Here is a 22,908-nt window from a genome sequence, read left to right on the forward strand (position 1 = left end):
AAGAGATGCAATCTATCGATGATAGATTGCATCTCTTTTTTGCGTACCGGGCAACATACCCCACCTAGTATAACTGGAAATATATTAACGGTTTTTTGGATATATCAACGATTTTTCAAATATATCGATTGTTTCTTTCAATATATCAACGGTTCGACACAACATATCGATTTACCAACAAATTCCGACATGTTTTACATGCGAAATACCCCACATAACTTTATACAAAAAAGACGACCGAAGCCCGGTCGTCTTTTCCTATTTATTTCGGAGCATTTCCTACATATTGCGTAATATCAACATTTAATGCCTGCGCTAAACGCATACCGTATTCTTGATCTGCACGGAAGAAGTTACAAACAGCTAATAATTTTGTGCGTTCATTTACGTCTTTCAAGTCATTTGTTAAGTTTGCAATTAAGTTATCTTGCTCTTCTTTAGAGAATGAACGGTAACGCTCACCTGCTTGTTTAAAGTCATTTGGTTTCTCAATTTTTTCACGAGATACATAGCCTTCTACTTTCATAGTTGAATCGCGGTAAGCTGGGTCTTCAACTGGATTTTCAGCATGACGGCTCGGTTCGTAGTTGATTGTAGATGGGTTTTGATTTACTTGCATCGCACCATCACGTTGTTGGTTATGAACAGCTGCGTATGGGCAGTTTACAGGAATTTGTAAGTAATTTGCCCCAAGACGATAACGTTGTGTATCTGGGTAAGAGAATAAACGACCTTGTAATAATTTATCTTCCGATGGCTCAATACCATTTACAGTTGCACTTGGAGAGAACGCTACTTGTTCTACTTCTGCAAAGAAGTTTTTCGGATTACGATTTAACGTCATTGTCCCTACTTCCATTAATGGGAAGCGATCTTCTGGCCACACTTTCGTTGGATCTAGTGGATCAAAGTCTAAAGAGTCCATTTCATCTAATTGCATAACTTGTACGTGTAAATCCCATTTTGGGTGATTTCCTTTTTCGATTGCATCGAACAAGTCACGAGTTGCATGATTGAAGTCTTTCCCTTGTACTTCTTGCACTTCTTTCGCATTTAGGTTACGTACACCTTGCTGTGGTTTCCAGTGGTATTTTATATAAACAATTTTACCTTCTTCATTAATCCATTTAAATGAATGGACGCCAAAACCCTCCATTTCACGATAGCTTGCTGGTGTACCGTAATCAGAAAATACCCATGTCATCATATGTGTAGATTCTGGACTTAACGTCATGAAATCCCAATAACGATCTGGCGTTTGAATATTCGTATCAGGTGCTGGTTTTAAGGAATGTACCATATCTGGGAATTTAATTGCATCACGAATGAAGAAAACTGGTAAATGATTACCTACGATATCGTAGTTTCCTTCTTCTGTATAAAATTTAACAGCGAACCCACGTGGGTCACGTGCTGTTTCAGGAGAACCTTGACCATGAATAACCGTTGAAAAACGAACAAATACAGGCGTTTCAGTTCCTTCATTTTGTAAAAATGCCGCTTTCGTATATTGCTTCATACTATTTTTCGTTACGAATACACCGTGAGCACCTGCACCACGTGCATGCACAACGCGCTCTGGAATACGTTCACGATCAAAGTGTGCAAGTTTTTCTACTAAATGATAGTCTTCTAATAATACTGGTCCACGACGACCAGCTGTACGAGAATTTTGGTTGTCTCCAACTGGAGCACCTTGGTTTGTTGTTAAGCGATTATTTGGATTCATCTAGGGGGATCCTCCTCTTTATTTCGTAGTAATTATTATTTATTTAAAATTATTATAAATTAATTATTATTCAAAACTAAATCTTTGTCAACTATTTCCTTCACTTTTTTGGAAACAATTTCAGCCAAACAGTCGATAAATGCTGATTGTGCATTCGGCATATTTGGTCTAAAATATTTGGCATTTAATTCATCAGTTACAACTTTACATTCATAATCGTTGTCATATAAAACTTCTAAATGCTCCGCTACAAAACCAACTGGGCAATATATGAAAGATTCGTACCCATGCTCTTCATATAAATCTTTCGTTAAATCTTGCACATCTGGACCAATCCACGGATCTGGAGTATTCCCAGCACTTTGCCAACCGATTGTATAGTTTTGAATATTTGCAGCTTCTGCAATTAAATCTGCCGTATGCTTTAGTTGTTCTACATAAGGGTCTCCTGCTGCAATAATTTTTTCTGGCAAACTATGCGCTGAAAAAATTACGACTGCTTTCTCTTTATTTATAATATTAGTAAACGTCTCTTTTATTTGGTCTGCCCAATACGAAATAAACTTCGGTTCATCGTACCATTGTTCAATTGGTTCAATAACAGGACCACCGATTTCTTTTGAAAGACGAATAGCACGGTCATTATACGCTTTAATGCTAAATGTAGAGTAATGTGGCGCTAATACGATACTAATCGCTTGCTCGATCCCATCACGCTTCATTTCTTCTACCGCATCTTCTATAAATGGTGCAATATGTTTTAAACCTAAGTAACAAGTAAATTGATACTCTGTAAATATGTTATTCATTGAATCTGTTAATTTATGCGCCTGTTCTTTCGTAATTTTTGCAAGCGGCGAAATTCCACCAATCGCTTTATAGCGGCCAATTAAATCTTCAAGCGCTTCTTCTGATGGCGTACGCCCGTGACGGATATGTGTATAATATGCCTCTACATCGTCTAATGATTCTGGTGTTCCATACGCCATTACGAGTAAACCTATTTTTTTCTTTGTCATCTATATAACACCTCAATTTTATAAACGAGAATACTTTTCAGAACATTCGTTTCCAATTATAACAAGTAATAATAAATACGTCAAAATAATAATTCTAATTAAATATTATTTATAAGGTGATTTTGAATTTTATATGAAAATTTCTTTAATAAAAAGCGACTTACATAATTGTAAGCCGCTTTTCCCTTATTCCTTAATATTTACCCCATATTCTTTAAACCAAACGTGAATTTGTGCTAAATGAGCTAAAAGCTGTGGCCCAGTCATCAATTGACCAAACCATGGTGTTTGAAATGCACTGCCGCCAGACTGAATTAATCCGCTCAACTGCTCTTTATCAAACAGTTCGTGTAAAATTGAACCTTTATCCGTTAATAGATTTTGAAGCCATACTGTTACTGCTTTTGTATAGTGCGGATTGTGCGTTTTCGGATAAGGACTCTTCTTTCTATATAAGATGTCATGTGGAAGTACACCTTCTAACGCTTTACGTAATAGACCTTTTTCGCGGTTTTTATACATTTTCATTTCCCAAGGAATATTCCACGCATATTCGACAAGACGATGATCTGCAAATGGAACACGTACTTCTAAGCTCGCTCCCATACTCATGCGGTCTTTTCTGTCTAATAATGTTGTCATAAACCATACCATATTTAAATAAAATAATTGGCGTCTTTTTGCTTCTAGCGGACTTTCCCCCTCTAAAATAGGAACTTCTTGAATCGACTCTTCATAGCGCCTTTGTACATATTGTTGTAAATTTAATTTATTTCTCCATTCTTTTTTTAGAAGTTGTTCACGTGCCTCTGTAGAACGCATCCACGGAAATGCACTCGATTGTAAATCATCTTCTCTATAAAACCACGGATATCCACCAAATATTTCATCTGCACATTCTCCAGATAAGCCAACGACAAAATCTTGTTTAATTTCTCGGCAAAACCATAATAATGACGAATCGATATCTGCCATACCAGGCAAATCACGAACGAGTACTGCTTCAGTTAAATACTCTGCTAATTTTTCATTCGAAATGACGCAGCGATGATGGGTTGTTTGAAATGTCTCAGTCATTAAATTAATAAACGGAGCATCTGAATTCGGCTGGAATGCATTCGCTTTAAAGTATTTGTCATTATCTTCGTAATCAATAGAATACGTGTGTAATTGCCCTTTTCCCGATCTCTCATATTCTTTCGCTGCAATAGCTGTAATAGCGCTCGAATCTACACCACCCGATAAAAAAGTACATAGTGGTACATCAGAAACAAGCTGTCTTGTAATAGCATCTTGTAATAAAAAGCGCGTTTTCTCTACTGTTTCTTCAAAAGAGTCTTCATGTTTTTTACTTTCTACATTCCAATATCTCCATATACATAAACCGTTCTTTGAAAATGTCATCGCATGACCTGGACGCAATTCTTTTATACCAGCATAAATACCGTGGCCAGGCGTTCTTGACGGTCCGAGCCCGAATATTTCTGATAATCCTTCTAACGTTACTTCCGCCTTCACATCTGGATGCGACAATATCGCTTTTAACTCCGAACCAAATAGTAAGCGTCCGCTATCATATTTATAAAAAAGTGGCTTTACACCTAATCGATCTCTCGCAATAAATACTTGTTCTTTCTGTTCGTCCCATACTGCAAACGCATATATACCGTTTAAATGATCGACACATTCTTCTTTCCATTCAATATAAGAAGCTAATAATACTTCTGTATCAGAATGACCTTTGAACGTATATCCTCTTCTTAATAATTCCTTTCGAATGTCTTCTGTGTTATAAAGTTCACCGTTATAGCAAATGGCGTAATTCGTTTCATCTTTTAAACAAGTCATCGGCTGTTTACCGCCCTCAGGATCCACAACGATTAACCGCTTATGCCCAAATGCGACATTTCCTTTAATCCAAACTTTATTATCATCCGGCCCCCGTTTCGCTAACGTCTCAGCCATCTTCGTAACGACATCTCTTTCTCCTTCTAATGAGCGTTTATAATCCACCCATCCTGTAATCCCGCACATATAAATCATCCTTCCATCTTATTTCTTTTCTTGAACGTGCAGTAATCCCCACCCTAAGAGTGCGGATCAAAAAAATGAAAAACTTGACGATAACCTACTATCCACATATGGAATAGCATTCTCACTCAGTAAAACGTGTTTTATTGTATGCCCACCTATGTCTAGATGTGTCTAGTTATAAAGAACGCACGAACTGTCTATAACAGGAATAACTACTTTTCATAAAGGAGAAATCGTGTATGATACAACGTAAACATATTTTATATAATCAGCCCCGTGCTCATACAGTCGGTAATGTAGAATATATAAACAATGAGTGGGTATTCTTTGATGATGAAAATGATGAAGCGTTTTTATTAGAAGATATTGCCGAAGATGGGTTTGAAATTTTGTATAATAACAATTGGCTACCAGCCCGTTTCTATGAACAAGATGTATTACAAATCGCCAACGAGCAACACCATTTGCAAAATGGTGAAATGATACGTATTCGAAAAAAGTTACTTCTTAGCTATAATGAATGGCTGGAGGAATTACCTGACTCTGTCTTCACATTATTAACCGAATCATTGCAATCACTTCACTACTCTTTATATGATTGCATGTATTGTCATAATTATTTATCTTTCTTACCGCAAGAGGAGTCACGCGAAGGAGTAAATATTCTTTTGTTTGATAACGAAGAAATGATCTGTACACTGCAGCACCATTTCGTCCGTCACACTACGTCAAATAAAAATATGTTCCGTTTTACGAAAGTAAATGGAGAAGAGTTGCATATCGATGCGACATAAAGTGAAACTTTAATCAGTGGGGTAGCCCACTGATTATTAACCTTCACCAATCTGATGTTTACGGGATAAAGTAAAAAACCACCTTATAATCTCCCAAGTCTTTGAGATTATAAGGTGGCTTTATTTTTTATTAGAATACTTTCCAGCCAATCGGTAATTTCAGCCCAAGGTAAAATACTGCTACTAGCGCAACAATAAATAAGCCCCAAACCGCCCCTGTTGGTTTGTTTTTGCTCATTTTCACAAGAACCATTTCCATTCCACCGATAACTAAAATACCAGCTAACATTTTTAAGCCATACCACATGTGCATGCTACCTGTTGCTGTCTTCACAATACTCATGTACAACATGAAGCCTGTCACAATAATAATGATATACATTAGGCGAAGCCCCATATGTACACCTTTCCCTTTTCTTCCTGCTGAATAAAGTGAATACGCAACGAAGAATAAAATTAAACCTAACGCCCATGCTGTAATATGCATATGTACCATCGTATCCCTTACCTCCTCTTTTCACACTTTTTCACTCTATATGATAACATGTTCATTTATTTTCAGGAAATGTTTCGCTTTTTTACATTTAAATGCTATAATATTTAGAGTATTTACAAACTTCTTGTAATAACAAAAGGGGGAACAATCATGATTCAAACTAAGGATATTATCGAACTTACAGACACATACGGAGCAAATAACTATCACCCACTTCCAATCGTTATTTCTAAAGCAGAAGGTGTTTGGGTAGAAGATCCTGAAGGAAACCGCTATATGGACTTATTAAGTGCATATTCTGCAGTAAACCAAGGTCATCGTCACCCGAAAATTATTAACGCTTTAATTGACCAAGCTAATCGTGTTACGTTAACTTCTCGTGCTTTCCATAGCGATCAATTAGGTCCTTGGTACGAAAAAGTTGCGAAACTAACTAATAAAGAAATGGTACTTCCAATGAATACAGGTGCTGAAGCTGTTGAAACTGCAATTAAAACAGTTCGTCGCTGGGCTTATGATGTGAAGAAAGTAGAAGCAAACCGTGCTGAAATCATCGTTTGTGAAGATAACTTCCACGGACGTACAATGGGTTCTGTTTCTATGTCTTCAAATGAAGAGTACAAGCGTGGATTCGGTCCAATGCTTCCTGGCATCGTTGTAATTCCTTACGGTGATTTAGAAGCATTAAAAGCCGCAATTACACCAAACACAGCAGCATTCATTTTAGAGCCAATTCAAGGTGAAGCAGGAATTAATATCCCACCAGCTGGTTACTTAAAAGAAGCTTTTGAAGTATGTAAAAAAGAAAACGTTTTATTTGTAGCAGATGAAATCCAAACTGGCTTAGGCCGTACTGGTAAAGTATTTGCTTGTGACTGGGACAATGTAACTCCTGACATGTACATACTTGGTAAAGCACTTGGCGGCGGTGTGTTCCCGATCTCTTGCGTAGCAGCAAACCGCGACATTTTAGGTGTATTTGAACCAGGTTCTCACGGTTCTACATTCGGTGGTAATCCACTTGCATGTGCTGTTTCTATCGCGGCTCTTGAAGTGTTAGAAGAAGAAAAATTAACAGAGCGTTCTCTTCAATTAGGTGAAAAATTAGTTGGGCAATTAAAAGAGATTGATAACCCAATGATCACTGAAGTTCGTGGTAAAGGTTTATTCATCGGTATCGAATTAAACGAGCCAGCTCGTCCTTACTGTGAACAACTAAAAGCAGCTGGTCTATTATGTAAAGAAACACACGAAAATGTAATTCGTATCGCACCACCTCTAGTAATCTCTGAAGAAGATTTAGAGTGGGCATTCCAAAAAATTAAAGCTGTATTATCGTAATGATAGAGAGGTTGTCCGACATGTTGGGACAACCTCTTTCTTTTTATATTCATTTATATTAAGATGAAATTGTAATTTTCTGTATTTTAAAATCGTAAAGGAGGTGCGACATGCTATTAAGATATGGTAAACATATTAACTATTTAGCTACAGCTTTTATTTTAGTTACATTCTTTGGTTTCCTACTTTCCACAACATGGCTTCATTACTCAACTCCTACTACACTCACACTACTGAAAGCATCATTTTGGACTGCTGTTATTCTTACTATCATTGGTTTTGGACGAGAAAAAAGCGCACTTACGGTTATACTATTTGGCATTTGTACACTTGCATTCATTGGTCTTTACACTTTTGCCGTTATCGATTACCTCTATAACCCAAGGCCATAAAAAAGAGCTATCTTTTAACAAGATAGCTCTTTTCTTTATTTCACTACATTTCGTAAAGTACCAATTCCTTCTACTGTAATGACCACTTCATCACCAGCATGTAAAAACTTCGGTGGTGTAAAACCTTTTCCGACACCAGCCGGCGTTCCTGTTGCGATAATATCGCCTGGTTCTAAAGTCATTCCTTTACTTATCGTTGAAATAATTTCTTCTATTGAAAAAATCATTTTATTTGTGTTAGAAGTTTGCCTTACTTCTCCATTTACTACCGTTTCAATGTGTAATGCATTCGGCGCATTAACCACCGATTTATGAATTAAATACGGTCCCATCGGACAAAATGTATCGAAGCTTTTCCCAAGGAAAAACTGTTTATGTTTTCTTTGAATGTCTCGAGCTGTTACATCATTGATAATCGTATAACCAAAAACATGCTCAAGCGCTTTTTCTTTTTTTATTTGCTTCCCTCGCTTACCAATAATGATAGCTAATTCTCCTTCGTAATCTAGTTCGTCCGTTGCATGAGGGTGACCATTAATTTGCTCATTTATGCCAATAACTGTTGTTGGCGCTTTCGTAAAGATCATTATATTTTCTGGAATAGACTCTACTCCGCCCATTTCTACCGCATGCTCACGATAGTTTTTTCCAACACACAAAATATTCTTTCTTGGCCTTGGAATCGGCGCTAATATTTTCACCTCTGTTAACGGATAATACGCCGCTTCCCCGTTCTCTTTTGCCCAATTTACAATTTCACATACTTTCTCAAAGCATTCAGTCCCTCTTTCAATACACTCTAACATTGTAATAGGGATTGTAACCTTTTCCCCTTTTTGTCTTTGCGCTTCTCTTAAGTGTAATACCTTTTCTTCTTCTTCATCTACAATACCTACAAATACCTTTTCTTCTTTCTTCGCCGTTACAAAACGCAATATTTCCACTCTCCATCCTAAAACTCATACCCTTTAATTGTATTCGCATCCGCAAGAAAAAAACCTTCTCATGCACGCTAATTTTTACAATATTCTTCTCATCCCCTATTCGTTACCCCTTTATCATTTGGCATAAAATGTAGAAATTTTACTTTTTTTAGCGAATGCATTTCTTTTTTATGAAGTTTTTGTATAATATGTACTACATATATACTAAAAATTTCATTTAGAGATGGAGCCGATTTCAATGTTTGAGCAAGCGATTGAAAAAAAACGTGAAAAAATGATTTATTTTGCTGAACGCTATGGAATGACTTCTCAAAAAACAGTGGATTGTAGCCAAGAACTGGACAGGCTCTTAAATGTAATTTGTCATGTACATACGGATTTACACCCTAATCAAACGTTCAAAACACACACGCAATAATGCGTGTGTTTCTTTTATTTCAAAAAAATACACATTTTATTGGAAACGCCCATACAATAGTAGAAAAGAAAATTTTAAAAACGAAGGGTGTTTTGTATGCCAGCTATGGTCGGACATATTCGTATCGTCAATATTGGATCAAGTGGTATTTTTCATATTGGAGATGTATTTGCGATTAGGCCTATTAGTTACTCACGTGCTTTCGCCGGGGCCGGCTCTTTCAACGTTGGAGATAATGTTTCTGTCTACAATTATCAAAGTGCAACGACTGTCAACGATTCAGATGTAATCGATCAAGCGATAATTGGCTCAACTTAAAGGAGGCAATTGCATTGAATTTTTATGTAAACCAAAGTATCATCATCAACAGTATTAAAATTGATAGCATTACAACCTCTTCTGTGTTCCAAATTGGTACTGCCGGAAGTATTAAAGCCCTATCTAAATTTTCAAATACGGGCGGATTTACGGAACCGCTTCGCCCATTACAGGCAAAAGGACAAATTATTTCTATCAAACCATCAACTAGTTCTTCTTAAGACATCCTTGTCATAAATATATAGCAGGAATATTTTTACCCTCCCTATTGAAAAGGAGGTTTCACAAATGAATCAAGATATATATACTTACTTACACCAACTTCAACAAGCTCTTCAAACACAACAAGCAGCCATCCTGAATTTAGAAGATCAAGTGCGCCAACTCCAAGAAGAGCTTAACGAATTAAAAAATCGCCCCTCCTCTTCTGTAGGAAAAGTGGAATACAAATTCGATCAATTAAAAGTCGAAAATTTAAATGGTACTTTAAATATTGGTTTAAACCCATTTTCAGCAAAAGGACAACAAATTGAAGATTTTCAAGTGGATACAGAAACATTGAAGGTAAACCCTGAAACCGAAACAAACCCAGACTTTTATCAAGGTATCCTCCAAGAAATGCATCGATACTTAGATGAAGAAGCATATAATCGTATTCTCCATTTTGAACAAGAAGAGAGAACACCGCTTGATGAAATGTATCGACAAATGATGGTGGATGACATAAAAAAACAGATGGAGCATCGACTCCCTTATTATTTATCACAAGCGCAATCATATGAAGGTATTTCAACAGATCCAGATTATTTACGAGATATCATTATTCAGGCAATGAAACAAGATATTGACAAAGCCTTTCTCTCCTTTATTCAGCACATACCGGGAAATTTCCGAAAGGAGTAAGTAGGTATGAACCTTAACGTTGTAAACCGTGAGTTAAAAGTCGGACAGATTAAAATGAACGGTGTATCGTCGTCCGCACTCTTTTTAATTGGAGATGCAAATCTCCTCATTCTATCTTCTATTCTCGATACACCATTTGAAACAGTTACAGAGGGTCCATTTGTACCATTAGTAACAGATGTCCCTCCTACTCCAGGTTAAGGAGACTGAGAAATTATGTTGCATCATGTGTCTATTGTCCAAAATGTTTCTATTATTTCTTTAGGGATTGCTGCTGTATTTCAAGTTGGAGATGCAAACCAAATGGAATTAAAAAGTAGAGCTATTGCCGTCCACCGTGAAATTCCTTTTTATATACGGGGAGAAGGTCGCTTTGATGCTTTTGAAATCTTTACAGATGAACACATTACAATTCCAAAACGAACGACAGATGTAAAATTAAATATTGTAAATGAATGCCCTTTTATTGAAGTGAATAACGTTGAATTGCGCACACTTTTAAACTCTGGTGGATTTCAAATTGGAAATGTTGATTATGTTTTTAATAACTCTCGTATTATGCAAATCCGCCAATATATTACAGATGAACCTTCCGCACAATAATTCATATAGTAATTACAAAGTTTAGTAAAGTAGGTGGATGGATATGCCTTCTGTTGTTGGAAATCTCGTCGTTCAAAACAGTAACGGTTCTTTCAATTTAGGAGATTTTTATAACGTTTCTCCGAAAGAAAACACGAAAGCTTATAATGGGTCCGGAGCTTCCAATGTTGGATTTGTCGTGAATACGTTTAACGGTGTTAGTGCAACGAATACATTTGATTCTGATGTGGCAGATCAAGATCAGATTGGAACAGCGTAAAAAAAGTAGGAGATATTCTCCTACTTTTTTCTTTTATCTAATTCAAAATTATTAAAATGAAATTTTAATAAGCAAGAGCTTGACTGTCCACAAATAGTGGTATAAACAAGTAAGTAGTGAAGAGGCACTATTTTATTTAAATGATAACCCACTCTCCTCCAAAGCCTTCCTAAGCTTCGGCAAAGACGCAGGTCCCATACCATGAAGTTTTAAAATTTCTTTTTCACTATATTTTGAGAGTTCTTCTACAGTTTGAATTCCACGGTGCTCTAATGCCCTTCTTGCTGGCGCTGAAAGAAGAGAGAAAAAACCTTCTTTTGGTTTTCTCTCTTTCTCACAGACTGGGCAAGTTGGACAATCGCTACTTTTATAGTACTCGTGTCCCTGTTCACAAGTTCTTAACGTTTTTTCCGTTACCATTTTCAAGCCCCTCTATTCTTCAATATTTACAACGTGATTCCCATCAAAGAAGTATAAACATTTCTCTTTTACAGGATGTTGTAAGCTTTTCTCCAGTGCTTTTGCATATAACGAAAGCTGCACTTTATATCGATCTTCTAAAATTGGTTTCGCTTGTTCGAATCCGCCTGGGAATTTCCCTTCAATCGTATCTGTTTTAAAGTCGATTAACGTAATGCCATCTTCCTCTTCAATCATGCAGTCGATAACCCCTTGGACAAGAATCATTTCCCCACTCTTCCCTTGCCAATCTTGATATGCTTCTTCTGCTGCAAGCATCATCGTAAATGGTACTTCACGCTCAACACTTTTCGCCGCTAATACCCTTTTACCTAAGTCACTGTCAAAAAATGAAATTACTTTTTCAATCGCTATTTCTTCCGCCTGCTCGAATGTTAATAATTCCTTATTTACCATTCCAGCAATTTGCTCTTGAAGAACCTCAATCGTAATCGGTTTCTTCAAATCAACATGCTGCATAACGGCATGGACTGCTGTTCCGCGCTCTGCGTACGTTAACCCTTTTTTCTCCATAAATCGCGGGCGTGTTTTAATTGGTGCACGTAGTTTTTTAATAAAGGCGTTATCGCTACCTTCTTCAGATTGATAATTTCTCTTTATTTCTGTAACAGATTGCTTCGCACGATGAGATGTCGCATCCTCATATCCGTACTTCCACATTAATCTGTCGTACACTTCTTCTTTCCGTTCACTTTGCAGGGGAACAGCCTTTTTCTCACGAAGCGCTTCTAACAATTCTTGTTTCTCTTCTTGAACTGGCTCTGGTGCAAGTAGCGTGTTACCGTCCACAACTTCTACTTTCCAGCTAGTGTCATACCCGTAAATTTCATCTGGAATACTTCCTTTTCCTAATTCAAGAAGCATTTCACTATCACGGTGTCTATATAATGAAGGTGCAATCCAGTCTAAATAACAAGACGCTCCGGCACGTATGTGATCTGGTAATAACCATTCACTATGTTCCCTCGCATCAAGCCATTTTTCCATTTCCTTATTTGCATCCTTAACTGTGCCGATTAAAATTAACTTCTCTTTCGCACGCGTCAATGCTACGTATAGTACGCGCATTTCTTCCGCAATTAATTCCATTTTCATTTTACGCTTAATCGCAAGCTGTGATAATGTTGTATATTTAATTCGTTTACGCGGATCGATAAATTGCGAACCGAAACCGAAATCTTTATGCAATAAGAAACGTTTCATTAAGTCTTGTGTATTAAAACGACGACCGAGTCCAGCTACAAATACAACTGGGAACTCTAACCCTTTACTTTTATGAATTGTCATAATGCGAACAACGTCTTCTTGTTCACCGAGAGCCCTCGCCGTACCCATATCATCACCGCGTTCTAAAATACGTTCAATAAAACGTAAGAAGCGGAATAATCCTCTAAATGATGTTGCTTCATATTGTCTTGCGCGGTCATATAGTACGCGTAAGTTTGCCTGCCTTTGCTTTCCAGCTGGTAAACCGCCAACGAAGTCGTAATAACCTGTCTCACCGTACACTTTCCAAATTAAATCAGAAAGTGATTGTTGACGTGCAAATTCACGCCATCCTTGCAGTAAGTTATAAAACCACTCTAATTTATCATGAAGTTCTTGCTCCTCTTCAAGCGGTGCCCCTTTTAAGAATGAGCTCATTACTTCATAAAACGAGCCTTTCTTTCCATGAGCACGAAGCGTTGCAAGTTCTTCATCGCTCAATCCAACGATTGGGGAACGAAGTACAGCAGCAAGCGGAATATCTTGCATCGGATTATCAATAACGCGGAATACGTTCATCATAATATTTACTTCCGTCGCTTCAAAATAACCAGTCGCGAGGTCAGCGTATACTGGAATTCCTTGTAATTTTAACTCTTCCATAATTTGCGGGGCCCACGGCATGGAGCGAAGTAAAATAACGAAATCGCGGTATTGCACCGGACGCATACTATCATTTTTACGGTCATACACTTCATAACCGGAATCAACCATCGCTTTAATGCGCTGCGCCATAAGGCGAGCTTCAAGCTGTGCTTTTTCGACTTCTGCACCTTCTTCACCGTCTATTACTTCTTCTTCCGTTTGCTGAATACATAATAATTCTGCTGCTACATCTTCACCTTCTGGATAGGTAGCACCTAGCTTTAGTTCGGCGTCAGCATCGTAGTCAATTTCCCCAACTTCTTCGCCCATAATTTGTTTGAAAATAAAGTTCGTACCTGCTAGTACTTCATGACGACTACGGAAGTTTTTCGCTAAGTCAATCTTCATTCCGCCGCCTAATCCTTCTTGTGTGAAGCGTTTATACTTTCCTAGGAATAATCCTGGTTCTGCTAGTCGGAAACGATAGATCGACTGCTTCACGTCACCTACCATGAACAAGTTTCCTTCACTCTCAGAATCTTTCGTTACGAATTTAATAATTGATTCTTGTACGAAGTTCGTATCTTGATATTCATCGACTAATACTTCAGCAAATTTATTACGATATTGGAGCGCCACTGCTGACGGATTCATTTCACCATTTTCACTTTGTTCACTTAAAATTTGTAAACAGAAATGCTCTAAATCTGTGAAATCAACCATTCCTTTATCTCGCTTCATCGCTTGGAAACGCTCTGTAAATACTTTTACAAGTTGAACAAGCTTTTCTAATACTGGGTGCATATCTTGAAAATCTCGTAAGAAACTTTCAGGTTTGCGGCTAAATAACTCTTCTTGTAATTTCTTCACTTCATCTTTCGCTTTATTACGAAGAGAATCTACTTGTTTTACAACATCTTCATTGTAATCACTTTTCTTAATACGCTTTAACGTTTGCCACGATACGTTTTGCATCGCTTCATACACACTTGTCCACGATTCACGAGCAGCTGATGATAGCGTTCCAAGTAATGCTACATCTGCTTGCAGGGTTTCAATGCGAGGCGCTGGACCATCAGGAAGCATTGCGAGTTCAGTTGCCTTACGAATATGCTGTTCCGCTGTTTCAAGCTGGAATTTCACATCTTCTAATAAATAAGAAGCATATACTAAATCTTCAATTGTCTTTCCTTCTACGTCATATGCTTCTACTAATTTATCAAGCCATTTTTCCGGATTTGGATGCGCCCTTGATTCTGTATGAAGCGCTAAAATCATACGTTGCAAGTCATCATCACTACGGTCACTCGTATAACGATCAACAAGTTCAAAGAAGATTGTATTATCTTCGATTCCGTACTCTTCTTCTAATATGTCATCTAGCACTTCTTCTTTTAACAATTCATTTTCTGTTTGATTCGCAATACGGAAACGAGGATCAACATCAAGCATGTAGTAGTATCCTCTAATTACTTGTAAACAGAATGAGTGAATTGTTGAAATGGAAGCTTTATTTAATAGGCTCAGCTGCTTTCTTACGTGTTGAGAGCCTGGTTCATCAATTAATACCTTTTCTAACGCTTCCCCGATTCGGTTTTTCATCTCTTGCGCTGCTGCATTCGTAAATGTTACAACGAGCAGGCGGTCGACATCGACTGGATTCTCTTCATTAATAATCTTTTTAATAATACGTTCAACTAATACTGCTGTTTTACCTGATCCAGCTGCAGCCGCAACTAAAATATCACGCCCGTTTGCTACAACAGCTTTCCACTGGTCATCTGTCCATTGACTACCTTCTGGTTTTTTAGGCCAATTTTCTATCATTCTCCGCCAACCTCCTCTCTTATTTTCTCCATCGCTTCGCTATCTTTCATATCTTTTAACGATCGGAACTGATTATCTTCAAGTGACTCATCAAATTGACAAACAGACTTGAAGTTACAGAACGTACATGCTGCTTTATTTCCCATTTTATAAGGAGCAATATCGATAACACCTTCTGTAATATCTTTTCCGATATTTTCAAACGTATGGTGTACATATTTTTGCAGTACGTTAAACTCTTGCTCACTTGCAATACTTGAACGCGCACTAAAGCTACCGTCTTTTTTCAGGCCAGCAGAAATAATATCTGAGCTCCCTGTTGAAAGTTTGTTATCCATTAAACGAACAACGTCAGCATCTCCTAATACGAGTCCTTTCATTTTAAATTTCTTTAAAATTTCTTTTTCAATTTCAGCTTCAGATGCGTCACCTTTCATCTCAACGATTGGGTTATGAATATGGAAATACAATACACCAGCTGGTGATGCTGCGTGGCCTTTTTTCATCCACGTCTGTGCATTCGAAGTAACGACATCTAAATACGTTAACATTTGAAGTGCTAATCCGTAATACACTTCCGTTAAATCTAACGCTTTTGAACTTGATTTATAATCAATAATACGTAAGAACGTCCCGTTTTCATCTTCTGCCTTATCAACACGGTCAATACGGCCGACTACTTCCATCTTCACACCATTTGGTAATGAGAATTCCATCGGCGGAAGTGATCCTGTACCACCCATACCGAACGGCACTTCTAAATCAACTGGTACGAATCCGCTTGACTTCGCATGTTCACGAAGAATGATTGAAGTACGGAAAATGATTTGTTGTAGTTTTTGTTTTAAATAGAAATGACGGTTTGAACTTAATAAAATTTGTCGTTGTAATAACGGTGCGATTTCTTCTATTACTAAAACAGAAAGATGCTCACACTCTTTTATGGATAAATCCGCCCAAGTACGGTTTTCACGCAATAACTTGTCCGCAATTTTCTTTAATGCCGCATGGAATAATTCGCCGATGTCTGGCGCATCAAGCTTGAAAATATCACGCTCTCTAAGCGATAAACCGTGCTGCGCAAAATGAGCGTATGCACAACGGTTAAATAGTTCCATACGAGAGACACTTCCTTTAATTATATCTCCGTATAAATCTCTACTTACTGCTGTACTTAGTTTCTTCGCACGATTTCGATAGAATAAACTTGATAAGACGCGGCTGCTTTTTTGTTTCCATTCATCTGAAGTTACGTAGAAATTATATACGTCCCACCAAAAGTCTAAATTCCCTTCAAATCCGTATCGCTTCCACGTTTGTAGTTGCTGCATAACGTAAGATAACGTTACTTCTGGCGTTGCTACGTATGAAATTTGTTCTGAACGTGATAAATCGTTTACATCATTCGTAATAAATGAATCTTTCACATTAGGGAACATTCTTTTTATTTTCTTAATAAAGCTAGACGCAAGTAACGTCTTTCCTTCTTCATCTGCAAGCGGGCATGAAATGTATAGCTTCTCAGATGCTCTCGTTACCATTTGATACATAACGAACTGTTCTTCTAACAAAGTTTGTCTCGTCGTTGGCGCTAATTCAATCCCTGCTGCACCAAGAACTTCTCTTTCTTCATCAGAAAGCATACCTTCGTCCATAGGTGCTGCTGGAATAACACCCTCATTTACACCTATAATAAACGTTGCTTTCACATCAGATAACCTGGAGTGATCAATATTAGCAATTAACACTTGGTCTAATGACGGCGGAATGTTAGCAAATTGAAGCGCCTCAAGACCAGTCGACATAACGTCCGTAAACATAGAAAGAGACATTTTCTCTTCACCAAGCATCTCTACAAACGTATCAAGAAGGCTCATTACTTCTTCCCATACTTGTTCATGATCTGTCGCAAATAAGAAATCTCCACTTTCTTCTGCACGTATACGTAATTCTTCTAGTTTTTTCGGAACATCCAGTTCTTCTAAAAATAAGTAAACTGCTTCACACATTTGCATAACTGTTCCTGCACGCTTTAACCTTTTTTGCATGCGAATAACAGGTGTTCTTACAACGTCACGTAACCTATTTATTTTCTCTTCCATTTCACGTTCACTGTCTGTGATCATCCCGTTCGTATCATCAAGAGAACGATAACGGCGATACATCCATGGATCCTCTGAAGTCCATCTCTTTCCTTGTACACCGTACGCTAAACAGTAATTTTCAAATTCATCCATTTCTTCACGCATCGTTTCTTTTCTTACGTCTAATGGATATAAAAGCTCTGTTTTCACGCAACGGAACACCGCATCATAACGCCAATTCCCACTAATAATCTCGAGTGCAGAACGAATACATTCTACTAATGGGTGGTGTGACATCGGGCGCTTTTCATCGATGAAGTGCGGGATATTATAATCTGTAAATAACGTTCGCATCACATCGTAATAACTTTCCCCATTACGAAGAAGCACTGCAATATCCCGGTAACGATATTTTTCATTCGCAACAAGTTTACGAATTTCACGCGCAACACCTTCTACCTCCGCTCGTAAATTCGCAGCTGTACTAATCGTTACACTCGCTTCACCGTTAAATTTTTCATTCGGACGCGCTTCATAATGAGCTTCTAAATGCGCTAATGCCGGAGAATGAAAACGCGGCTGTTCCATAAGTGGAATTGTTTTTTCAATTTCTATTTTCTCTTCACGCGCTACTTGTTTTATTTTTTCATACGTTAACGTCGTTTCATAAAATAAATCGAGTTCATTTACTGGCTGCGCTAACGTTTTTTCATCTATCGTTAACGTGATTGTAACTCTCGCTCCGCAAATCATAAGCTGTCTTACAATCTCTAACTCTTGCGGGGAGAATGAATGAAATCCATCTATATAAATTTCCGCACCATTTACATATTCAGACTGCGGAAGCTTTTCCACTAGCAATTGCAGGTAGTCTTCTGAATCTAAGTATTTTCCAATTAAAGCACGTTCAAAATCATCGTATAATAGCTGTAAATCATACACTTTATTCGCTAGTAACTTTTGTTCGGCACTGCTACTATGCGCATCTAATTGTTGCCACATTTCATATACGTTAGATGGCGTTACATTGTAACGTTTAAACTCTGCAATCATACTGCCAAGATGTTCAAAGAAACCGTTTTGCTCCGCTGCTTTTTGGAACACCGATAATCCATCTTTACGAGACTCTACAATTTTACGGAGTAACATATGTACACCAGCTTCATCAATATGAAGACGACTCGCTCCGCCAACTTCTTGCAGTACCTTCCACGCTAATCGTGAAAAACTAAAAACTTGTGCCCGAATAGAACCTCTTACATCCTCACTTCCAATTAACGCCTGCTGCGTCTGGAATGTCATCTGTTCTGGCACAAGATATAATATTGTTTTCCCTCTCGGGCATTGTTTTAACTCTTCTTGCACTTCGCGTAAACAAAGTGTACTTTTTCCACTTCCCGCTCTACCAATCACAAATCGAAGTGACATGTAACCCCACCTTTCACTTACATAACGAACGTTAGTTTGCTACTATAATTGTATTATAGGACACGAAAAAAGACAAACTGAGTTGTTTGCCTTTTTCTATACTTTTATCTATTATATCAACCTTTTGAAAAATTCGTTTGCACCTCCTGAATTGGCCAATATCGCAAATCAACTTTACCGACGACTGTATCAGCTTTTACAAAGCCAAAGTGTCTACTATCCCAGCTCCCGAGCCGGTTATCACCTACTACAAAAATAAACCCAGGTGGCACCAGTTTTTCTTTCGTTAACTCTTCTAATGTAAAGTCACCTGTTAGTTGCCTTCCGTTTATCTCTTTCTTATACTTCTCTAAATACGGCTCATCAATAAATTGACCGTTTATATATAACTTATCCTGCTTATATTCAATATGATCTCCAGGTAAACCGATAATCCGCTTTACATAGTCCTCTTTTTTATTCGCATGAAATACCACAACGTCAAATCTGTTCAAGTCCCCAACTTGATAACTCACCTTATTTACAACTAGCATATTGCCATCTTGCAATGTCGGCATCATTGACTTCCCCTCTACAACATACGTTGAAAAGAAAAACGTTCGAAAAAATACAGCTAATAATACACCAATTAAAATTGTTCGTATCCACTCCATGCCTTCTTTTTTCAAAGTTTTCTTCATCTGCTTCTCCCCTTATCCTTTAATACTGAAGCTTTCCTTTACAAAGAAGACTATTCTTAATGTAGTTCTAACTTTACTTCGATTTTCTTACCGACATACCATAAAATAAAAATACCAATCGCTACAATAACTGATTTCACCGGATTATGAATAAATGACATTAAATCATGACCGATATACGTTAAAATAAAAATCATCACAAGTTTTCCGAATGCTAACGCTAGACCAAACTGTTTTACACTAATTCGTGATAAACCAGCGACAACATTTATGAGCGCTGACGGTGTAAACGGAAAACAAAATATAACAAAAATCGGTGCGAATCCTTTCCTTTCAATCCACCCCATTGCTTTTCGTACTCTCTCATGCTTATTTACAAACGAAAAGAAACGACTGCGACCAAAATGGCGGATGATGAAAAAGACAAGTAATGCACCCATTACTGATCCAAGCCATGAATAAAGAAAACCGAGCCAAAAGCCAAATGCAACAGCATTCGCCAGTACAAATACGATAAGCGGTAATGCTGGAATCAACGCCTCTATCATCGGTAAACCAATACCAAGAAGTGGTCCGAACGCTTTATAACTCTCAACAATATGATCCATATTTTCTGGTGAAAAATACTCTTTGATTGTCTGAAAATCCATTCTACACTTTACCCCTTTACTCTAAATACTATCCCTACTGTATCATTGCTTATATGAAAGAGGAAATGGTAGATACGACATATGGAGATGTATTTATTAAAGTTTCCATATCTTTCATAAGAATTCCTTCATTATTTAGCTATGATAATCTATCAATATTCGACAGGACGTGTCGTTCGTTTTGTTATTTAGATTGTTTTTTGATTTTTTCGGTAAATGAAATTACAATGGTGATTTTCTAAATATAACAATTACAACTCGGTTTTTCTAATATATCGCCTTACCTACAAAGACTGATAAAGTGAAACTTTAATCAGTGGGGATTTTGTTGATACCCCGCTTAACTTCTTTGCTTTCGCTGAATTTTGAGGCGGGGTCTTACTGCCCACAAATAACAGGATAAACAAAAAAAGAATGGGGATTCCCCCATCCTTTCACACTTCGCCTTCCTTTACAAAATACACACTCTCATAAGCGGGTCTTAATGTTGATTCCTCTTTTTTATCAACCTCTTTAAAACAAGGATTCCCTTGTTTTTTCCTACGATCTTCATATTCAGTACGTAATTTTGCTGTACGATTTTGTTGATTTTCAAAACTAGTTTTTGATATCTCTAATTTCACAGCAAAGCCATTTATAAATCTAATAATAAGATTTCCATCTTTTAATTCTTTATTACTTTCAATATAAAAATGAGACAACCAAGCACACTCTTTTCTAGAGTAAGAATAGGTAGGGAAAAAATAAAGTTGATCTGCTGGACTAATCGCAATCGGTGCTTTATGTGTAATATGAGTTAACTCTTTCGTTCCTTCTTTTCTGCCTAAGAAACTAGAGCCATGCTTGCGGCAACTTCTTTCTATAATATCTAGAGGTTTTTGAAATACGAAAAAAGAATCATTCATTTCAACGACTCGCGTAACAATTTTCTTTTCACTTAGAATAACAGGAAGTAAGGCCATCGTATTTTTCGTTACAACATAATTTTCGACATAGCGTTCCACTTTACTTTCCATACTCCATTATCTCCTTTTTTCCATTTATATTAGCAGCTGCATATATAATTTTAGCATCTATGAAAAGGAAATAGCTTACAAGTTCCGCTTTTTTACAATTTTTTATCATTTATCAAACATTTGTTAAATAAAAAAATCACGATATAGTAATGATTTAATTTTAAAGTTATAAAAACAGCATTTATACTACCTATAAATATTTATTATCCCTTCCTATTTTCACATCATGAAAACAATTAACTTTGCTATAATTAAAATGTAAATCCAATATATGGAGGGCCACTATGGAAGAAAAAGAGATCCAACCATCGATTCAAATGAAAAATAGTAGCGTCATTATCGTGAAAAACTCAGCTAGTATTATATTCGGTTTATTTTTCATTCTGCTATTCTTTGCCAAACCGTTTCGTAAATCAAAATGTCCAGAATGTAAAAAACGTGAGAAGAAAAAATCAGGACAAGAACAATAAAAGGCCTTCCTTTATGGAATGCCTTTTTACATTCGTAGTATCATTTTATTTATTCTTCTTCCCCCTAAAAAACGACTATATTTTCTTCCAAGGTTCTCTACATCTTTTTTGATTTGTAATATGATCCTTATATAAAACATGAGAAAGAGTATTACTTGTTACCCGCTTTTAATTTTTATTAAACACTTCAAATTTGTACATCTTTATCCATCACTAACAATTCGTTAATTAGTTAACTTTGTAATATAAGTTTTGTATATAATGTCATTCAAAAACACAATATATATAAGTAGCTATTTATAATTACATTGCTTTTTATCGAATTCTAAAAAGGAGTTGTATACTATGGATAAAGAAAATCCATTAAATCAGCAGGTTAATAGCATTCCCTCAGATGCTCTGAATACCCCTAGTAAGGAACAAGAACAACTGTTAGAAACATCATCTCAAAACGTACAAAATTCCAACAACAATGCTAACAAAAAAGATGTTACTCAAGGTCTATCTGGAAAAGATTCCCCTATTTCAATAGAGAATACAAATTTATAGTTATTTACTATCATACGCAGCAAATGCTCTTGCTGAACTAATTCTTCTACAGAAACTAATACGCATTCCAGATAATTTTTCACCCGTTGTAACATAGAAAAAGAGATTTAGATATAAAAACAGGCTCTGAAAAAACTTTCCCCACAACAAAAAAAGGATGGCATTAGCCATCCTTTTTTCCATCATCAACTATAAAATTATAGTTTGATTACGTTTTTAGCTTGAGGTCCACGGTTACCGTCTTCGATTTCGAAGCTAACTTTTTGACCTTCTTCTAAAGATTTGAAACCGTCAGTTTCGATTGCTGAGAAGTGTACGAATACGTCGTTTTCGCCTGGAACTTCGATGAAACCGAAACCTTTTTCGTTGTTAAACCATTTTACTTGTCCTGTTACTGCCATAATTATTTCCTCCTAAGAAAATACAAATTTTAAATTTTTTAGTCTTCCTGTCTAAAAAAAGAATCCACACATTATCAAATACGAAACATAAACTAGTTCTCACATACTTTTTCTCGTTCGTTTTCAGCACTTGATAACATATGGATTGCTTAATTTAACTATTCAACTGACATCATCATAGCACATTAAAATAAAATGTACAATCTTTTTCGAAAATAGAAT

General features: G+C 36.8%; 24 protein-coding genes. 12 read left to right on the forward strand and 12 right to left on the reverse strand.

Going from position 1 to position 22,908, the window contains the following annotated elements; genetic code table 11:
• Positions 1-262: 262 nt before the first annotated feature.
• From katB to asnB, 3 genes are all read right to left on the reverse strand, one after another.
• On the reverse strand, positions 263-1,729 hold the full coding sequence (katB, locus tag GBN91_RS09745; protein ID WP_001069179.1) for a catalase KatB: 1,467 nt from the start codon (positions 1,727-1,729) through the stop codon (positions 263-265).
• Positions 1,730-1,788: 59 nt separating this feature from the next.
• Positions 1,789-2,748, reverse strand: coding sequence for a ferrochelatase (hemH, locus tag GBN91_RS09750; RefSeq protein WP_000162629.1), 960 nt, complete (start codon positions 2,746-2,748; stop codon positions 1,789-1,791).
• A 186-nt stretch (positions 2,749-2,934) separates the two neighbouring features.
• Positions 2,935-4,782, reverse strand: a complete 1,848-nt coding sequence (asnB, locus tag GBN91_RS09755; RefSeq protein WP_016122095.1) for an asparagine synthase (glutamine-hydrolyzing) — start codon at positions 4,780-4,782, stop codon at positions 2,935-2,937.
• A gap of 239 nt (positions 4,783-5,021) precedes the next feature.
• Here asnB and GBN91_RS09760 point away from each other — a divergent pair, with 239 nt between their 5' ends.
• On the forward strand, positions 5,022-5,576 hold the full coding sequence (locus GBN91_RS09760; RefSeq protein ID WP_000616046.1) for a DUF2777 domain-containing protein: 555 nt from the start codon (positions 5,022-5,024) through the stop codon (positions 5,574-5,576).
• Positions 5,577-5,706: 130 nt separating this feature from the next.
• Here GBN91_RS09760 and GBN91_RS09765 read toward each other — a convergent pair whose 3' ends face one another.
• Positions 5,707-6,072, reverse strand: coding sequence for a YisL family protein (locus GBN91_RS09765; protein ID WP_000233494.1), 366 nt, complete (start codon positions 6,070-6,072; stop codon positions 5,707-5,709).
• A gap of 150 nt (positions 6,073-6,222) precedes the next feature.
• Here GBN91_RS09765 and rocD point away from each other — a divergent pair, with 150 nt between their 5' ends.
• Both rocD and GBN91_RS09775 read left to right on the forward strand, forming a co-directional pair.
• On the forward strand, positions 6,223-7,413 hold the full coding sequence (gene rocD / locus GBN91_RS09770; protein ID WP_000616658.1) for an ornithine aminotransferase: 1,191 nt from the start codon (positions 6,223-6,225) through the stop codon (positions 7,411-7,413).
• A 110-nt stretch (positions 7,414-7,523) separates the two neighbouring features.
• The gene (locus GBN91_RS09775) at positions 7,524-7,805 is read left to right on the forward strand and encodes a hypothetical protein (RefSeq protein ID WP_000926857.1); all 282 of its coding nucleotides are present in this window, start codon (positions 7,524-7,526) and stop codon (positions 7,803-7,805) included.
• Between the two features lie 35 nt (positions 7,806-7,840).
• Here the strand turns inward: GBN91_RS09775 and GBN91_RS09780 are convergent, their stop codons facing one another.
• A complete protein-coding gene (locus tag GBN91_RS09780; RefSeq protein ID WP_001213071.1) occupies positions 7,841-8,740 on the reverse strand; it encodes a fumarylacetoacetate hydrolase family protein in 900 nt (299 codons plus the stop codon).
• A gap of 247 nt (positions 8,741-8,987) precedes the next feature.
• Between GBN91_RS09780 and GBN91_RS09785 the strand changes: the two genes are divergently transcribed.
• The 7 genes from GBN91_RS09785 (at position 8,988) to gerPF (ending at position 11,250) form a co-directional block, all read left to right on the forward strand.
• Positions 8,988-9,167 carry an aspartyl-phosphate phosphatase Spo0E family protein gene (locus GBN91_RS09785; RefSeq protein WP_000462841.1) on the forward strand — a complete coding sequence of 60 codons (180 nt, stop codon included), beginning with the start codon at positions 8,988-8,990 and terminating at the stop codon, positions 9,165-9,167.
• 96 nt (positions 9,168-9,263) lie between these two features.
• The gene (gene gerPA, locus GBN91_RS09790; RefSeq protein ID WP_001111187.1) at positions 9,264-9,485 is read left to right on the forward strand and encodes a spore germination protein GerPA; all 222 of its coding nucleotides are present in this window, start codon (positions 9,264-9,266) and stop codon (positions 9,483-9,485) included.
• Positions 9,486-9,499: 14 nt separating this feature from the next.
• Positions 9,500-9,706: a spore germination protein GerPB gene (gene gerPB / locus GBN91_RS09795; protein ID WP_001012508.1), complete on the forward strand. Its 207-nt coding sequence runs from the start codon at positions 9,500-9,502 to the stop codon at positions 9,704-9,706.
• A gap of 67 nt (positions 9,707-9,773) precedes the next feature.
• Positions 9,774-10,388, forward strand: coding sequence for a spore germination protein GerPC (gene gerPC / locus GBN91_RS09800; protein ID WP_001070760.1), 615 nt, complete (start codon positions 9,774-9,776; stop codon positions 10,386-10,388).
• A 6-nt stretch (positions 10,389-10,394) separates the two neighbouring features.
• Positions 10,395-10,589, forward strand: coding sequence for a spore germination protein GerPD (gene gerPD / locus GBN91_RS09805; RefSeq protein WP_001052807.1), 195 nt, complete (start codon positions 10,395-10,397; stop codon positions 10,587-10,589).
• Between the two features lie 15 nt (positions 10,590-10,604).
• Positions 10,605-10,991 carry a spore germination protein GerPE gene (locus GBN91_RS09810; protein ID WP_152121416.1) on the forward strand — a complete coding sequence of 129 codons (387 nt, stop codon included), beginning with the start codon at positions 10,605-10,607 and terminating at the stop codon, positions 10,989-10,991.
• Positions 10,992-11,034: 43 nt separating this feature from the next.
• Positions 11,035-11,250, forward strand: a complete 216-nt coding sequence (gene gerPF / locus GBN91_RS09815) for a spore germination protein GerPF (RefSeq protein WP_001141566.1) — start codon at positions 11,035-11,037, stop codon at positions 11,248-11,250.
• Between the two features lie 132 nt (positions 11,251-11,382).
• Here gerPF and GBN91_RS09820 read toward each other — a convergent pair whose 3' ends face one another.
• The 6 genes from GBN91_RS09820 to GBN91_RS09850 all read right to left on the reverse strand — a co-directional run bounded on the left by GBN91_RS09820 (position 11,383) and on the right by GBN91_RS09850 (position 21,266).
• Entirely contained in the window at positions 11,383-11,670 is a 288-nt protein-coding gene (locus GBN91_RS09820) for an RNA polymerase alpha subunit C-terminal domain-containing protein (protein ID WP_152121417.1), read from the reverse strand.
• 12 nt (positions 11,671-11,682) lie between these two features.
• Positions 11,683-15,408, reverse strand: coding sequence for a helicase-exonuclease AddAB subunit AddA (addA, locus tag GBN91_RS09825; protein WP_152121418.1), 3,726 nt, complete (start codon positions 15,406-15,408; stop codon positions 11,683-11,685).
• Positions 15,405-18,920, reverse strand: coding sequence for a helicase-exonuclease AddAB subunit AddB (gene addB, locus GBN91_RS09830; RefSeq protein ID WP_086389261.1), 3,516 nt, complete (start codon positions 18,918-18,920; stop codon positions 15,405-15,407). Before addB ends, addA begins: the two co-directional genes overlap by 4 nt.
• Before the next feature lie 116 nt (positions 18,921-19,036).
• Positions 19,037-19,600 (reverse strand): signal peptidase I, encoded by a 564-nt coding sequence (gene lepB / locus GBN91_RS09835; protein WP_000751919.1) that lies wholly within the window; start codon positions 19,598-19,600, stop codon positions 19,037-19,039.
• Positions 19,601-19,656: 56 nt separating this feature from the next.
• Positions 19,657-20,250: a TVP38/TMEM64 family protein gene (locus GBN91_RS09840; protein ID WP_000347517.1), complete on the reverse strand. Its 594-nt coding sequence runs from the start codon at positions 20,248-20,250 to the stop codon at positions 19,657-19,659.
• Positions 20,251-20,684: 434 nt separating this feature from the next.
• Entirely contained in the window at positions 20,685-21,266 is a 582-nt protein-coding gene (locus GBN91_RS09850) for a competence protein ComK (protein ID WP_000444443.1), read from the reverse strand.
• A gap of 284 nt (positions 21,267-21,550) precedes the next feature.
• On the opposite strand from GBN91_RS09850, the gene GBN91_RS09855 reads away from it, so the two are divergent.
• Together GBN91_RS09855 and GBN91_RS09860 are read left to right on the forward strand one after the other, a co-directional pair.
• Positions 21,551-21,736 (forward strand): hypothetical protein, encoded by a 186-nt coding sequence (locus GBN91_RS09855; protein WP_000391373.1) that lies wholly within the window; start codon positions 21,551-21,553, stop codon positions 21,734-21,736.
• Positions 21,737-22,081: 345 nt separating this feature from the next.
• Positions 22,082-22,285, forward strand: a complete 204-nt coding sequence (locus GBN91_RS09860) for a hypothetical protein (RefSeq protein ID WP_000356924.1) — start codon at positions 22,082-22,084, stop codon at positions 22,283-22,285.
• A 197-nt stretch (positions 22,286-22,482) separates the two neighbouring features.
• On the opposite strand, the gene cspA is transcribed toward GBN91_RS09860, so the two are convergent.
• Entirely contained in the window at positions 22,483-22,686 is a 204-nt protein-coding gene (gene cspA / locus GBN91_RS09865) for an RNA chaperone/antiterminator CspA (protein WP_000301518.1), read from the reverse strand.
• Between the last annotated feature and the right edge of the window lie 222 nt (positions 22,687-22,908).

This window comes from Bacillus sp. B1-WWTP-T-0.5-Post-4 (assembly GCF_009183795.1).
Classification (GTDB): domain Bacteria; phylum Bacillota; class Bacilli; order Bacillales; family Bacillaceae_G; genus Bacillus_A; species Bacillus_A cereus.